We start from the raw sequence: 14,232 nt of genomic DNA, 5'->3' as shown, positions 1-14,232 counted from the left end.
AAGCAGGTTCGCCGCCGCGGTGCAAGAGCCGGCCCTTGCAAGGCCGCCAGGATCGGGTCAAAAAGTCGGCATGGAACTGTCGAGCCAACGTCCCCGCCGCTCCGTGCTGTTCGTGCCGGCGAGCAATGAAAAAGCCCTGACCAAGGCGGACAAGCTGTCCTGCGACGCGGTCATATTCGACCTGGAGGACGCCGTCGCACCGCAGGCCAAGCAAGCGTCCCGCGAGCGCCTTTCAGCCTGTTTTGCCCTGATGGGTGAGATGTCCCTGGAACGCGTCATCCGCATCAATTCACTGTCGAGCGAATGGGGCCGGGACGACCTTGCCGTGGCATGCGCGTGCCGGCCCGACGCCATCCTGCTGCCCAAGGTGGAAACGCCGGGCGATCTTTTGCAGGCGCGCGATGCGCTGGATCAGGCCGAAGCCGATTCGTCCATGGCTTTGTGGGCGATGATCGAGACGCCGCGCGGCGTGATCAATGTCGGTCCGATTGGCGAGCTCGGCAAGGATCGCGCGGCGCGGCTTTCCTGCCTGGTCGCCGGGACCAACGATCTGGTCAAGGAAACGGGCGTCCGCGTCGATTTCGACCGGCGCTTTATCCACCCCTGGCTGATGCAGATCGTGCTCGGCGCGCGCGCCGGCGGCATCGACGTTCTGGACGGTGTGAGCAACGATTTCCGCGATCTCGACGCCTTTGCGCGCGAATGCGCCGAGGGCGCGGCCATGGGGTTCGACGGCAAGACGCTGATTCACCCCGCCCAGATCGGGCCGGCCAATCGCGCCTTTTCGCCCGCGCCCGCGGCAATCGCGGCGGCCCGAGCCATTATTGCGGCCTTCGCCCAGCCGGAAAATGCCGGTAAGGGCGTCATTTCGCTAAACGGCCGCATGGTCGAACAATTGCATCTCGAACAGGCGCAACGTCTGCTGGCGAGGAGCCGACCGGCACAGGAAGACACCTCGCGATGAAGCTCTATCGCTTTCTCACCGGCCCGGACGATGCCTCCTTCTGTCAAAAGGTAACGGCGGCCTTGAACAAGGGCTGGCATCTCCACGGCCCACCGAGCTATGCCTTCGACGCCGAGACAAAGGCCATGCGCTGCGGCCAGGCCGTGTTCAAGGATGTCGACGGGATTGACTACGAGCCCGAGATGAACCTGGCGGATTACTGAGAACCGGAGGTCACGCACCCTTCCGCAATCGCAATATCTTCCCAAGCCGCCCGCAACGCCGCTTCGCGTCCCTTATTCGACGTTTTCCTCGATCCGGTGCATGTCGTCGTCCGACAGGCCGAAATGGTGGCCCAGCTCGTGAATCAGGACATGGACGATGATCGCGCCGAGGGTCTCCTCGTTCTCCGCCCAATAGTCGAGGATTGCGCGGCGATAGAGCGTGATCCGGTTCGGCCCCTCGCCCGTGGCGGGCGTCCAGCGTTCTGCCACGCCGCGTCCTTCGAACAGGCCCAGTAGATCGAAAGGCGTCTCCAGCGACAGATCGTCCATGATCTCTTCGCTCGGGAACTCGGCAATCTGGATGACGACGTCGCCCGTCAACGTGCGGAAGTCCTCCGGCAGATGCGCGTAGGCCTCTATGGCCATCATCTCCATCTCCTCGATGGAAGGTGACAGCTGATCGTGCAGCGCGCGTGTCATGTAGATTCGGGCCATACCTACCGTCCTTTCGCGCCATATAGCGTTTTGCCGCGCAGCTTTCGAGAGGCAAGTCCGGCTTTGGTCTGCTTCAACGACGGAGCGTCTGCCTGCGCGGCCCGGTGATATTTTTTTGCTGTGGCGGCGTCGCCCAACTGTGCTAGCCCATGGCCATGGCACAGAAGAAGGCAGGCGACGTCGAGAAGTGGCTTTCGCGACCCGATCCCGCGACCAGGCTTGTCCTGATCTACGGACCGGACCGCGGACTCGTATCCGAACGCGCGCGGCGCTTTGCCGTCAGCTCGGGGCTCGATCTCGACGATCCGTTCGCCGTCATCCGCCTCGATGCCGGCGAGGTCGAGTCCGATATCGGCCGCCTGCACGACGAAGTCCGCATGGTTCCCCTGTTCGGCGGCAAGCGGCTGATATGGCTGCGCAATGCCGGCAGTCACAAGGCTCTTGCAGGTGCGGTGAAGGCGTTGCTGGCCGACCCGCCCGACGACGCGACAATCCTGATCGAGGCCGGCGACCTGAAAAAGGGGACGGGTCTGCGCGGCGCGGTTGAAAACGCCCCGGCCGGCATGGCTCTGCCCTGTTACGCCGACGACGCGCGCAGCCTCGAGCAACTCATGGAAAGCACTTTTGCCGAGGCAGGCCTCAACGTCTCGTCCGACGCGAGGCTGCTTTTGAAAAGCCTGCTTGGCGGCGACCGTCTGGCCATTCGCGGCGAGTTGGAGAAGCTGGTGCTCTATTGTCGGAGCCAGTCGCGGGTCGAGGCCGAAGACGTGGCCGCCTGTTGCGGCGACATTGCCAGCGCATCGGCCGACACGATCGTCGACGCGGCGCTGATCGGAAATATCGACCGGATGGACGCGCAAATCGGCCGCTTCACATCCTCCGGCGCCGCCCCCTTCCTGATCCTGTCGTCCGCCATGCGCCAGTTCCAGACGCTGTCGGGCATGCGCCATGCGGTGGAGGCCGAGAGACGTTCCGTCGCCACGGTCATCGCTTCGGCCCGGCCTCCGATCTTTTTCGCCCGCCGTCCCGTCATGGAGCGTGCCTTGCAGGGCTGGACCAGCGCGGCGATCGCCTCGGCTCTGGACCGGCTTCAGGCAGCCGTACTCTTGACCCGGAAACGGCCGGATCTGACGCTCGAAACCGTGCGTCAGACAATGATTGCGCTGGCCGTGATCGCCAACCGGCAGGCTTCGCCAAGGCGGGCCTGATTTAACAGGAAAGAGCTGCCCGTATGCGCATCGGGAACGATGAATATAAGCCGGCTATCTAACGGGAATATACGCTTTGAGCTGATCGCTCGTTCAGATCGAAAGATTGATTCTCCGATCGAATTTAGCCGGCTTACGCCTGTAGGCGCCGGCACAACTCGTCCAGCTGATCGAGCGTGCTGTAGCTGATGCGCAGCTCTCCGCCCTTTTCGCGGTGACTGATCGAAACGGTCAGCCCGGTCACGTCGGTCAGCAGCTTTTCGAGTGCGAGCGTGTCGGCATCCTTCGATGCGGCCGGCGTGCGCTCCGCCCTGGCCGGGCGCTGCGCGGTCGTCTGGGCCAACGCCTCGGCCTGGCGGACCGAAAGCCCGTCGCGCACGATGCGCTGCGCCAGTTCCGCCGGCTGCTCCGCCGTCACCAGGGTGCGGGCATGGCCGGCCGAAAGCGCGCCGTCGACCAGCATGGTGCGGATATCCTCGGACAGCTTGAGCAAACGCAGCGTGTTGGCGACATGGCTGCGGCTCTTGCCGATCACCTGGGCCAGGTCCGACTGGCTGTACTGATGCTCTTCCATCAGCTTTTGATAGCCTGCCGCTTCCTCGATCGGGTTCAGATCGGCGCGCTGCACGTTCTCGATGATCGCCAGTTCAAGCGCCACCCGGTCGTCGACTTCGCGAATGATGACGGGCAGATGGGTCAGTCCGGCTCGCTGCGCGGCCCGCCACCGTCGTTCACCGGCGATGATTTCGTATCGGTCGGTGCCGGCCGGACGCACAACGACCGGCTGAACGATGCCGTGCTCCTGGATGGACTGCGAAAGGTCCGCCAGCTCCATTTCGGCAAATTTGCGTCTCGGATTGCGCGGATTGGGCGTGATGAACTCGATCGGCACCTTTCCGTCGGCTTGCGCCAAGGCCTGTCGCGGCTCGGCCGCCGGCTTGTCCATCTCGCCGATCAAGGCGGCCAACCCGCGTCCCAATCTCTTTCTCGACTGATCGTCATTCATTGCCGGAAATGCCCATATCGTTACGCAGGTGAATCAAAATCAGGCGGCGCGCAGCCGGCGCTCCCGTCGGATGACCTCGGACGCAAGCTGCAGATAGGCCTGGCTGCCCGAACACCTCAAATCGTAGAGGATGGCCGGTTTGCCATAGGACGGCGCCTCCGAAACGCGCACATTGCGCGGGATGACCGTCTGATAGACCATGTCGCCCATATGCTGGCGCACATCGTCGACCACCTGATTGGCCAGATTGTTGCGCCCGTCGAACATCGTCAGGACGATGCCCTGGATGTCGAGATCGGGATTCACCGAATGGCGGACCTGCTCGACGGTTTCCAGAAGCTGGCTCAGGCCTTCCAGCGCGAAGAATTCGCATTGCAGCGGCACAAGCACGGAATCGGCCGCCGCCATGGCATTGACGGTGAGAAGATTGAGCGACGGCGGGCAATCGATCAGCACATAGGAGTAGGAGCCCGACTGTTCCGCCGCGCCGCGCAAGGCCCGGTGCAAGCGTTTGGCGCGGTCGGGTGCGTCGGCGATTTCCATCTCGACGCCCAGAAGATCAAGCGTCGAGGCAACGATCGACAGTTCCGGCACCGCCGTTTCCATCGCCGCCTCCGTAATGGAGGCATTGCCGAGCAACACGTCATAGGAGGAAAGCCGCCTTTGCTGGCGGTCGATGCCCAGCCCGGTGCTGGCATTGCCCTGTGGGTCGAGATCGACGATCAGAACCCGTTCGCCGATTGCGGCGAGGGCCGTCGCAAGGTTGATCGCCGTAGTCGTCTTGCCGACGCCGCCCTTCTGGTTCGCCACCGTAATGATGCGTGCATCCCTACTCATCGCTTGCCCGCTTCCCCAGCCGCCCGGATGATGATGAATCGTCATGGTGTTTCAGTTTTCGAATATCAAGAATCACGCTGTCGTCATCGATAATGCTTCGATGTTGTACCAGATGGAGATTCCGCGTGTCACCGATTAGTTCGATTTCTGCGGCATAATCCCGTCCTTTGTGAAAGAGAGCGCGGCTTCCTGCGTCAATCCAGGGCCATGTCATGTCGAGCAGCGTCTCAAGCGACGCCAGGGCCCGCGCGGTGACGATCTGCGGCGGCGGGGTCGCCGCCACGACATCTTCGACGCGCCGTGCATCGACCCGGGCGCCGGCGAGACCGAGCTCGGCGAGCGCGTTGCGCAGAAACGCCGCCTTCTTCTGATTGCTTTCCACGAGCCGGACACGACTGCCGGGGCGTCCATGCAGCAGAATTGCCATCACGATGCCCGGAAAGCCGCCGCCCGAGCCGAGATCGATCCAGTCGGCCGCGGCGTCCGGCGCCAGTCGCAATAGCTGTGCGCTGTCGGCAATATGGCGCCGCCAGACGGCGCCCAACGTCGACGGCGCGGCCAGATTGATCCGACGGGCCCATTTGCCGAACAAGGCTTCGAACTGTTTCAGACGCATAAAGGTTTCACGTGAAACAGGTTCGCCAACAGCGGCTTCGAGAAGCTCCCAATCGTCGTCCTTCACGCCACGTCCTGTATAGTCGAGGTTTCGAAAGCCCGAACATAGGCGACGACGATCGCCATTGCCGCCGGTGTCATTCCGTCGATCCGATTGGCCTCGGCAACCGTCGCCGGCCGACGGAGACGCAACTTCTCCTTCAGCTCGTTCGACAGGCCCGGCACGTTCGAGAAATCGATGCCGGTCGGAATCGCCCGACTTTCCTCGCGCTTCATCTGCGCGATGTCGTGCTTCTGCCGCTCCATATAGACGGCATACTGCGCCTCGATTTCCAGCGCCTCGCCAATTCGGGGATCGATCGACTGCAGTTCGGGCCAGATCGGCTTCAACCGGTCTAGATCGGTGTCCGGATAGGCGAGAAGATCATAGGCCGAACGCCGGATTCCATCCCTGTTGAGCTGCAGGCCGTGGCGGGCCGCCTCGTTCGGCGTGAGACTGAGCGAGTGCACGAGCGCCCGGGCCCGGTTCAGATCGCCCTGCTTCGCCGCAAAGGTTGCTATCCGCTCCGGTGATGCAATGCCCAGTTCGATCGCCCGCGGCGTGAGCCGGCTGTCCGCATTGTCGGCCCGCAACGTCAGGCGGAACTCGGCGCGCGAGGTGAACATGCGGTACGGCTCGGTGATGCCCCGCGACACCAGATCATCGATCATCACGCCGATATAGGATTCACTGCGGCTGAAGATCTCCGGATCGCGCCCGCCCGCCGTCCGCGCAGCGTTGAGTCCGGCAACGATGCCCTGCGCCGCCGCCTCCTCATAACCCGTCGTCCCGTTGATCTGGCCGGCCAGAAAGAGCCCGGCGATCCGGCGTGTTTCCAGGCTGGCGCGCAGCTCGCGCGGGTCGACATGGTCGTATTCGATCGCATAGCCCGGCTGCAGGATCGTCGCCCCGGCCAGACCGGGGATGGAATCGATCATCGCACGCTGAACATCCTCCGGCAGCGATGTCGAGATCCCGTTCGGGTAGACCGTGTCGTCATCGAGACCCTCCGGCTCCAGAAAAATCTGGTGGCCTTCGCGATCGCCGAACTTGACGACCTTGTCCTCGATCGACGGGCAATAACGCGGACCGCGACCCTCGATGGAGCCGGCATACATGGCCGAGCGATGCAGATTTTCCCGGATAAGCCGATGCGTCTCTGCTGTCGTCCGGGTAATGCCGCATTCGATCTGCGGCGTCGCGATGCACTCGGTCAGGAAAGAAAACGGCACCGGCTCTTTATCGGCCGCCTGCATGTCCAGGTCCGACCAGGCAATCGTCCGTCCGTCGAGGCGCGGCGGCGTTCCGGTCTTCAGCCGTCCCAGTGAAAAGCCCGTACGGCGCAGCGTGTTTGAAAGGCCGGTCGAGGCCTTCTCGTTCATGCGGCCGGCCGGGATCCGGCGTTCGCCGATATGGATCAGGCCGCCGAGAAAAGTCCCCGTGGTCAGAACCACAGAATTGCAATCGAGACGCGTGCCGTCGGCGAGGATCACGCCGCGCACCGCATCGCCCGTGATGTCGAGATCGAAGACCTCGCCCTCGACCACGGAAAGACCGGGCTGGGCAGCGATCTCGGCCTGCATGGCCAGCCGGTAAAGCTTGCGGTCGGCTTGTGTGCGCGGTCCGCGGACCGCCGGGCCCTTGCGGCGATTGAGTAGCCTGAACTGGATGCCGGCCCGATCGGCAACGCGCCCCATGAGACCGTCAAGCGCATCGATTTCGCGCACCAGATGACCCTTGCCAAGGCCGCCGATGGCCGGATTGCACGACATGACACCGATCGTATCGGCGCTGAGCGTCACCAGGGCCGTCTCGGCACCGGCGCGGGCCGCCACGGACGCCGCCTCGCAACCGGCATGTCCGCCGCCAATGACGATAACGTCATAGCGCTGAGCCATATGCATCTCCATGCTAAAGATGGTTGAGTGATGGTCTTGCCGCGTCCCGGTGTCAAGGACGCAACGCTATCCACAACAAAAGTTTCACGTGAAACACGATCCGGGAATCCATCCGTTCATGTTTCACGTGAATCCGCAGAGGCCGCGTTGGTGGCCCGTGTTTCACGTGAATCCGTCTCCAGATCTGGATTCTGTTTCACGTGAATCACTTTCCGATACAGAATCGGGAGAAGATTTCTCCCAAAATCTCCTCAACATCGATTGCACCGGTGATCCGCCCGAGCGATTCACCGGCCAATCTCAAGCCTTCGGCACGCAGTTCCAGCCCCTTCCGTTCATTGAGCGCCTCATCGAGCCCCTTCAGGCACCACCGTAAAAGATCGACCTGCCGCTTCGTCGAGGGCAATGCGTCGTGGATATGACCCCCTTCCTGTTCAACTTTCTCGCGCAGGATAGAAATGAGCGTCGGTATGCCCTGGCCCGTCTGGGCAGAGAGGATGACATCGTGCGTTGATGCATGGCGTTCCAGCATATCTGCATCGCAGCGATCGGCCTTTGTTCCAACGCTCACGGCATCGTGGAACGCCTCGTCATGGACAAGCAGGTTCTGCCCCACCTCGCTGGCCAAAATCACCAGGTCCGCCTGGCGGGCCGCATCCATTGCCCGCTCGATGCCCAGCTGCTCGACCTTTCCTGCCTCGTTGCGGATCCCGGCCGTGTCGGCCAGGACCACCTTGAACCCGCCCAGATCGAGATTGACCACGAGAACATCGCGTGTCGTCCCGGGCTCGTCGGTGACGATGGCGACATCCCTCCTGGCCAGCGTGTTGAGCAGGGTCGACTTTCCGACATTCGGTGCGCCGATAATGGCCACCTTGTACCCGTCCCGGATGATTTCGGCATGATGGAAACCAGCAATGTGGTCCGACAGTTCCGTCGCTATTGCCTTCATGTCCCGCCAGATCTCCTCGGCCACGGAGCCCGGCACGTCGCCTTCATCGGCAAAATCGAGTTCAGCCTCGATCATGGCACGCGCGTGCAGGATCCGCTGGCGCCATTCATCGTAAAGCCGGCCCTGGCGGCCCGCAGCATTGGCCAGGGCAAGGCGCCTCTGGTTCTCGGTTTCGGCCTCGATCAGATCTGCCAGTGCCTCGGCACTGGTCAGGTCCATCTTGCCGTTGAGATAGGCGCGCCGCGTAAATTCCCCGGCTTCGGCGTGGCGCAGCCCATCAAGACGCGACAGGGCATCGAGAACGGCCGCCACCACCGCCCGCCCACCATGCAGATGCAACTCCGCGCAATCCTCGCCGGGAAAACTCGCCGGGCCGGGAAAAAAGACGGCAAGGCAGCGATCGATGATATGTCCGCCCTCATCGCGCAGTGCGACGCGATCGAGCCGCCGCGCCACTGGCACACCCCCGGCCAGTGCCACCATTGCATTGCGGCAATGCTGGCCCGATATTCGGATGACGGCGATACCGGCCGGCACGCGGCCGCTCGACAGTGCATAGATCGTGTCTCGGAATAGTGTTTGTTCGTTCACGCCATGCACCCCATCTTCACGGTCAGAAGGCGATTGGACCGATATGCCGCTTCCGCAAGAGAATCTCCTGAACCAGACGGCCAGCCCCTATCTGCGCCAACATGCCGACAATCCGGTTCATTGGCGGCCCTGGTCGGCCGACGCCCTCGCCGAAGCGCAAGAGCTCGACCGGCCCATCCTGCTCTCGGTCGGCTATTCCGCCTGCCACTGGTGCCATGTCATGGCGCATCAATGTTTCGAGGACGAAGCCGTCGCGGCGGTGATGAACCGTCTGTTCGTCAATATCAAGGTCGATCGTGAGGAACGGCCCGATATCGACCAGATCTATATGGCGTCCCTGGCGGCCATGGGAGAGCAGGGGGGTTGGCCGCTGACGATGTTTCTCACGCCGGAAGCCCGGCCTTTCTGGGGCGGCACCTATTTTCCAAAACAGGCCCAGTACGGCCGACCGGGCTTTATCGACGTGATGAACGCCATTCATGCCGCATGGACCGACAAGCGCGACGCGATCGAACACAATGCCCAGGCGCTGCGCAATCACGTCGCCGCCCGGCTTGCGTCTTCAACCACGCGCATTGGCCTGGACACCGGCATGCTTGCGCGTTTCGCCGGCTCGATTGCATCGATGATCGATCCGGTCCATGGCGGTCTTTCCGGCTCACCCAAGTTTCCCAACGTGCCGTTCATGAACGCATTGTGGCTGAACTGGCTCGAAAACGGCGAAGAGGCGCACCGCGACGCCTTCCTGAACGGCCTGGCGAGAATGCTCGACGGCGGCATCTACGATCACGTCGGCGGAGGGCTCTGCCGCTACTCCACCGATGCCGAGTGGATGGTGCCGCATTTCGAGAAGATGCTGTACGACAATGCGCTTTTGTTGCGCACAGCCTGCTGGGCCCATAGTGAGACGGGTCTCGCGAAGTATAAGCGGAGAATCGAGCAGACCGTCGAATGGGTCCTCCGCGAAATGTCAATCGGCAACGCCTTTGCGTCCAGTCTCGACGCCGACAGCGATGGCGAGGAAGGCAAGTTCTATGTCTGGACCCGTTCCGAGATCGAATCGGTTCTGGGAGCGGATGCGGAGTTCTTTCTTCACCATTATGACCTTGGTACGTCCGAGCATTGGGACGGCAGCCCCGTCCTCTATCGCAAGGGCACGGCCGAGCCAGATGCGGAGGACCGTGTGCGGCTCGACGGCATGGTCGAGACGCTCCGTGCTTCACGTGAAACACGTGTGCGGCCGGGCCGTGACGACAAGATCCTGACCGACTGGAACGGCCTCATGATCCGCGCCCTTGCCGAGGCCGGGCGTTTGTTGCAACGACGGGACTGGATACTGGCGGCCGAACGTGCCTTTGACGCCATCCTCGCATCGAGATCGAAAGACGGCCTGTTGCCGCACAGCGTGCTTGGCGAGACGAAACAGTTCCCCGCCCTGTCCAGCGACTATGCCGCCATGATCAATGCCGCGATCTCTCTTTTTGAGGCGACTGGAAAATCATCCTACCGCGACGAAGCCCGGGACCTCGACCAGATCCTCGACACGCACTATGGAGACGGCGCACAGGGCCACTACATGACGATTGAAGGCTCCGGCGATACCATCATGCGCATTCGCGGCGACAGCGACGACGCGGTGCCGTCCGCCACCAGCCAGGTCATCGAGGCCAAGACCCGCCTGTCGAGCCTCATGGGCGAAATCGGGATGCATGAGGCAGCCATCGGCGCCGCCGAACAGGCTCTCGGCCGGTCCGCGCAGCATTCCTACGGCCAGGCGGGTGTCATTGGCGCCGCCGCACTGGCCGCCGATCCGCACAAGCTGGTCGTCGTCGGCAATGATGTGGACGATTTCGTTTCGACGATGAATCGGTTTCCCGATCCAAGACGCATCGACCTCGTCTATCGTGATGCGGACGCAGCCCGCACAAACCTGCCGGAAGGCATCGATCCAGGCCGACACCCCGCCGCCGCCTACTATTGCCGCGGCCAGACCTGCCTGCCACCCGTCACCGACGCGGCCGGGCTGGCACAAGTGCTTGCCCGGCGCGGCGGCTGATCCGCCATTCAGGTGTTCATCGAATCGAAGAATTCGCCATTGCTCTTCGTCTGCTTGAGCTTGTCGATGAGGAACTCGATGGCGTCCGTCGTGCCCATCGGCGAGAGGATACGGCGCAGAACGAAGATCTTTTGCAGATCCTGGCGCGGAATGAGAAGGTCTTCCTTGCGGGTGCCCGATTTGAGAATGTCCATGGCCGGGAAGATGCGCTTGTCGGCGACCTTGCGGTCGAGAACGATCTCGGAATTGCCCGTGCCCTTGAACTCTTCGAAGATCACTTCGTCCATGCGGCTGCCGGTATCGATCAGCGCCGTCGCGATGATGGTCAGCGATCCGCCTTCCTCGATGTTGCGCGCAGCACCGAAGAAGCGCTTGGGACGCTGCAGCGCATTGGCGTCGACACCGCCGGTGAGGACCTTGCCCGAAGACGGCACCACCGTGTTGTAGGCGCGGCCGAGACGGGTGATCGAATCCAGCAGAATGACCACGTCGCGCCCGTGCTCGACCAGCCGCTTCGCCTTCTCGATGACGATCTCGGCCACCTGCACATGGCGTGCGGCCGGTTCGTCGAAGGTCGACGACACGACCTCGCCATCGACAGAGCGCTGCATGTCGGTCACCTCCTCCGGCCGCTCGTCGATCAGCAGCACGATGAGGAAGCATTCGGGGTGATTGGTGGTGATGGAGTGGGCGATGTTCTGCAACAGAACCGTCTTACCGGTCCGCGGCGGCGCCACGATCAGCCCGCGCTGGCCCTTGCCGAGCGGCGCCACGAGATCGATGACGCGCGAGGAGATGTCCTTCGACGTCGGGTTTTCGAGTTCCATGTTCAGCCGCTCATTGGGATAGAGCGGCGTCAGGTTGTCGAAATGGATCTTGTGGCGGATCTTTTCGGGGTCTTCGAAATTGATCGTGTTGACCTTGAGAAGGGCGAAATAGCGCTCGCCTTCCTTGGGGCTGCGAATCGGGCCTTCGACCGTATCGCCGGTCTTGAGCGAGAAACGCCTGATCTGCGAGGGCGAAATGTAGATATCGTCCGGCCCCGGCAGATAGTTGGCATTGGCCGAGCGCAGGAAGCCGAAGCCATCCTGCAGCACCTCCACCACGCCTTCCCCGATGATTTCCACCTCCTGCAGAGCCAGCTTCTTCAAGATGGCGAACATCAGCTCCTGCTTGCGCATGACGCTGGCATTCTCCACCTCGAGCGATTCGGCAAATGCGATCAGGTCGGTGGGTTTCTTGTTCTTTAAATCCTGGAGTTTCATTTCCTGCATCGTGAGGACTCTGTTGTAGCGGGAAAACAGCGAAGTCGGCATGAGCCGGCAGCGGTAGGGGAAAAATCGGCTGCGCTGTAGAGGAAGGAAGACCTGCCTTTTATCCTTGCTGCAAGCAAAGCGCAAGCGGGCTTTTTCGTTGCTCAGAACGGCTTGACGATGACGAGCACCACGATGGCGATCATCAGCACGGTCGGCACCTCGTTCATGAGCCGCCAATGCCGCACGCTCTTCGTGTTGCGATCCTCGGCAAACCGACGCACGGCGCCGGCATAATAGCCGTGGACCCCGGACAACACGACGACCAGCGCCATTTTGCCGTGCAACCAACCCCCGGAAAATCCAAACCCCTGCCAAGCCAGCCATAGACCGAAGGTCCATGTGAGGATCATTGCCGGATTGATGATCGCACGAAGCAGACGGCGCTCCATGAGCTTGAACGTCTCGGACTGCGCTGAACCCGGCTCCGACTGCGCATGATAGACGAAGAGACGCGGCAGATAGAGCATCCCGGCCATCCAGGCGATGACCGCTATCACATGGACGGCCTTGACCCAAAGATAGAAACGCGCCGGCACGATTGCAAACAATATCGCCGCCAGGAGCAGGAAAACGACGATTGCGACGACTGCCCGCAGTGCCGGCCGCTCCCTGGTCTTTCGGATACCGCCTGCCTCGTTCATCAGCCTTGCCTGTTCCGCACGCGCGCAATCATCGCTTCGACATGCCCAATCGGCGTGTCGGGCGTCACCCCGTGCCCGAGATTGAAGATCAGCGGCCCGTCGGCCAAGCCCCGCAAGACGGTATCGACACCCTCGTCGAGGGCCTTGCCCCCGGCCACCAGCCGTAACGGATCGAGATTGCCCTGGACAGGGCCTTCCTGCTGCAGCTTCGCCGCCTGGCTCATCGGTACTGTCCAATCCAGGCCGAGCGCCGTCACGCCGGTTCGCTGCCGATAAGCTTCAAGCATGCTGTTGGCGCCCTTGGGAAAGCCGATGATCGGCACGTCCGGATAGACGCTGCGCACCGCCTCGACCATGCGCGCCACCGGACGAACGCAGAACCGTTCGAAACAGGCCTCGTCGAGCACGCCCGACCAGGAATCGAAAATCTGCACCGCCTCGGCCCCGGCCTCGATCTGCCGGATCAGATATTGCGCCGACACGTCCGCCAGACACGCCAGCAGAGCTTCGAACGCGTCCGGCTCGCGATAGGCGAACAGCCGCGCCGGAGCCTGGTCCGGCGTCCCATGGCCGGCGATCATGTAGGTCGCCAGCGTCCAGGGCGCGCCGCAGAAGCCAAGCAGGGTCGTCTCGCCCGGCAGTTCCTTGCGCAGCCTTCGCAAGGTCTCGTAGACTGGCGCCAGATGGTCATGGACATGGCTTCCGTCCAGATGCGCGATATCGCCGGCGGAAATCGGTGTCATGACCGGACCGCGACCCTCCTCGAAGCGCAGATCGCGACCGAGCGCATGTGGTATGACGAGAATATCGGAGAACAGGATCGCCGCATCGAATCCGAACCGGCGGATCGGTTGCAGCGTCACCTCGACGGCAAGGTCCGGATTGTAGCACAGATCGAGGAAGCTTCCCGCCTTTGCCCGTACTGCGCGATATTCGGGAAGATAGCGTCCGGCCTGGCGCATCATCCAGATGGGAGGCGGTGACAGCGTCTCTCCGCGCAGCGCCCTCATCATTGCCTTGTCGCTCATCAAGCCGATGCCTTTCCCAGCTAGAACTCCCTAATAAAGGATTTCTATTTAGAGATTTATTGATTCTTAGACTCTGTCAGAATCGGGAATAGCGGATTTTCCAGATATTGCAGCGAAACGGATCGTCGCAGGCTGTGTGTGGAGCAATATAGAAGGTTCTGGGAATTATGGGCATAGGCAGAAATATGACAAATTTTTCAATGGTTTAGAAGGCATATCGACAAAAGGACTCGGCACCGCGGCGATGGAAGACTTTGGTTATCCCGGATATCGTCAACATGGGCACTGTCATTTCCCACGCGGCGCAATTGTGGACGACGGACGGTCTGATACAGTCGCGCGGCGCTACGGCGTCGATCGGGACACTCCAATCCACATCTTT

Annotated in this window: 13 protein-coding genes; 4 read left to right on the top strand and 9 right to left on the bottom strand. The window is 62.2% G+C overall.

Features of this window, described 5'->3' with window-relative positions:
- Window positions 1-70: 70 nt before the first annotated feature.
- Together GM909_RS01770 and GM909_RS01765 are read left to right on the top strand one after the other, a co-directional pair.
- On the top strand, window positions 71-964 hold the full coding sequence (locus tag GM909_RS01770) for an HpcH/HpaI aldolase/citrate lyase family protein (protein WP_157014460.1): 894 nt from the start codon (window positions 71-73) through the stop codon (window positions 962-964).
- Window positions 961-1,167, top strand: a complete 207-nt coding sequence (locus GM909_RS01765) for a DUF1737 domain-containing protein (RefSeq protein WP_157014459.1) — start codon at window positions 961-963, stop codon at window positions 1,165-1,167. The genes GM909_RS01770 and GM909_RS01765 overlap by 4 nt, the downstream gene beginning before the upstream one ends.
- Before the next feature lie 72 nt (window positions 1,168-1,239).
- Here the strand turns inward: GM909_RS01765 and GM909_RS01760 are convergent, their stop codons facing one another.
- Window positions 1,240-1,662, bottom strand: coding sequence for a metallopeptidase family protein (locus GM909_RS01760; RefSeq protein ID WP_157014458.1), 423 nt, complete (start codon window positions 1,660-1,662; stop codon window positions 1,240-1,242).
- 155 nt (window positions 1,663-1,817) lie between these two features.
- On the opposite strand from GM909_RS01760, the gene holA reads away from it, so the two are divergent.
- The gene (holA, locus tag GM909_RS01755) at window positions 1,818-2,870 is read left to right on the top strand and encodes a DNA polymerase III subunit delta (RefSeq protein ID WP_157014457.1); all 1,053 of its coding nucleotides are present in this window, start codon (window positions 1,818-1,820) and stop codon (window positions 2,868-2,870) included.
- A gap of 133 nt (window positions 2,871-3,003) precedes the next feature.
- Here holA and GM909_RS01750 read toward each other — a convergent pair whose 3' ends face one another.
- The 5 genes from GM909_RS01750 to mnmE form a co-directional block, all read right to left on the bottom strand.
- Complete coding sequence (locus tag GM909_RS01750) at window positions 3,004-3,876, bottom strand: ParB/RepB/Spo0J family partition protein (protein WP_157014456.1); 873 nt, start codon at window positions 3,874-3,876, stop codon at window positions 3,004-3,006.
- A gap of 39 nt (window positions 3,877-3,915) precedes the next feature.
- Window positions 3,916-4,713 (bottom strand): ParA family protein, encoded by a 798-nt coding sequence (locus tag GM909_RS01745; protein ID WP_157014455.1) that lies wholly within the window; start codon window positions 4,711-4,713, stop codon window positions 3,916-3,918.
- Window positions 4,706-5,395, bottom strand: coding sequence for a 16S rRNA (guanine(527)-N(7))-methyltransferase RsmG (rsmG, locus tag GM909_RS01740; protein ID WP_407941231.1), 690 nt, complete (start codon window positions 5,393-5,395; stop codon window positions 4,706-4,708). The genes GM909_RS01745 and rsmG overlap by 8 nt, the downstream gene beginning before the upstream one ends.
- Window positions 5,392-7,278, bottom strand: coding sequence for a tRNA uridine-5-carboxymethylaminomethyl(34) synthesis enzyme MnmG (mnmG, locus tag GM909_RS01735; protein ID WP_407941230.1), 1,887 nt, complete (start codon window positions 7,276-7,278; stop codon window positions 5,392-5,394). The genes rsmG and mnmG overlap by 4 nt, the downstream gene beginning before the upstream one ends.
- A 193-nt stretch (window positions 7,279-7,471) precedes the next feature.
- Window positions 7,472-8,809 (bottom strand): tRNA uridine-5-carboxymethylaminomethyl(34) synthesis GTPase MnmE, encoded by a 1,338-nt coding sequence (gene mnmE / locus GM909_RS01730; RefSeq protein WP_157014453.1) that lies wholly within the window; start codon window positions 8,807-8,809, stop codon window positions 7,472-7,474.
- Window positions 8,810-8,852: 43 nt separating this feature from the next.
- Here mnmE and GM909_RS01725 point away from each other — a divergent pair, with 43 nt between their 5' ends.
- Window positions 8,853-10,865 carry a thioredoxin domain-containing protein gene (locus GM909_RS01725; RefSeq protein WP_157014452.1) on the top strand — a complete coding sequence of 671 codons (2,013 nt, stop codon included), beginning with the start codon at window positions 8,853-8,855 and terminating at the stop codon, window positions 10,863-10,865.
- Between the two features lie 8 nt (window positions 10,866-10,873).
- Here the strand turns inward: GM909_RS01725 and rho are convergent, their stop codons facing one another.
- The 3 genes from rho to hemE all read right to left on the bottom strand — a co-directional run bounded on the left by rho (window position 10,874) and on the right by hemE (window position 13,850).
- The gene (gene rho, locus GM909_RS01720; protein WP_157014451.1) at window positions 10,874-12,139 is read right to left on the bottom strand and encodes a transcription termination factor Rho; all 1,266 of its coding nucleotides are present in this window, start codon (window positions 12,137-12,139) and stop codon (window positions 10,874-10,876) included.
- Between the two features lie 143 nt (window positions 12,140-12,282).
- Window positions 12,283-12,822, bottom strand: a complete 540-nt coding sequence (gene hemJ, locus GM909_RS01715) for a protoporphyrinogen oxidase HemJ (protein WP_157014450.1) — start codon at window positions 12,820-12,822, stop codon at window positions 12,283-12,285.
- Window positions 12,822-13,850 carry a uroporphyrinogen decarboxylase gene (gene hemE / locus GM909_RS01710; RefSeq protein ID WP_157014449.1) on the bottom strand — a complete coding sequence of 343 codons (1,029 nt, stop codon included), beginning with the start codon at window positions 13,848-13,850 and terminating at the stop codon, window positions 12,822-12,824. Before hemE ends, hemJ begins: the two co-directional genes overlap by 1 nt.
- Between the last annotated feature and the right edge of the window lie 382 nt (window positions 13,851-14,232).

Origin of the sequence: Mesorhizobium xinjiangense, from assembly GCF_009749525.1 — a bacterium.
In the GTDB taxonomy this organism is placed as follows: Bacteria; Pseudomonadota; Alphaproteobacteria; order Rhizobiales; family Rhizobiaceae; genus Mangrovimarina; species Mangrovimarina xinjiangensis.
The sequence above is the reverse complement of the archived record's forward strand: the minus strand, read 5'-3'. Positions and strand labels throughout refer to the sequence as shown.

Bases quoted from the DNA above. Each gene is read 5' to 3' on its own strand.
- GM909_RS01765 (WP_157014459.1), top strand. From the start codon at position 961: ATGAAGCTCTATCGCTTTCTCACCGGCCCGGACGATGCCTCCTTCTGT.
- GM909_RS01750 (WP_157014456.1), bottom strand. From the start codon at position 3,876: ATGAATGACGATCAGTCGAGAAAGAGATTGGGACGCGGGTTGGCCGCC.
- GM909_RS01745 (WP_157014455.1), bottom strand. From the start codon at position 4,713: ATGAGTAGGGATGCACGCATCATTACGGTGGCGAACCAGAAGGGCGGC.
- holA (WP_157014457.1), top strand. From the start codon at position 1,818: ATGGCACAGAAGAAGGCAGGCGACGTCGAGAAGTGGCTTTCGCGACCC.
- GM909_RS01725 (WP_157014452.1), top strand. From the start codon at position 8,853: ATGCCGCTTCCGCAAGAGAATCTCCTGAACCAGACGGCCAGCCCCTAT.
- hemE (WP_157014449.1), bottom strand. From the start codon at position 13,850: ATGAGCGACAAGGCAATGATGAGGGCGCTGCGCGGAGAGACGCTGTCA.
- rho (WP_157014451.1), bottom strand. From the start codon at position 12,139: ATGCAGGAAATGAAACTCCAGGATTTAAAGAACAAGAAACCCACCGAC.
- mnmG (WP_407941230.1), bottom strand. From the start codon at position 7,278: ATGGAGATGCATATGGCTCAGCGCTATGACGTTATCGTCATTGGCGGC.
- GM909_RS01760 (WP_157014458.1), bottom strand. From the start codon at position 1,662: ATGGCCCGAATCTACATGACACGCGCGCTGCACGATCAGCTGTCACCT.
- hemJ (WP_157014450.1), bottom strand. From the start codon at position 12,822: ATGAACGAGGCAGGCGGTATCCGAAAGACCAGGGAGCGGCCGGCACTG.
- GM909_RS01770 (WP_157014460.1), top strand. From the start codon at position 71: ATGGAACTGTCGAGCCAACGTCCCCGCCGCTCCGTGCTGTTCGTGCCG.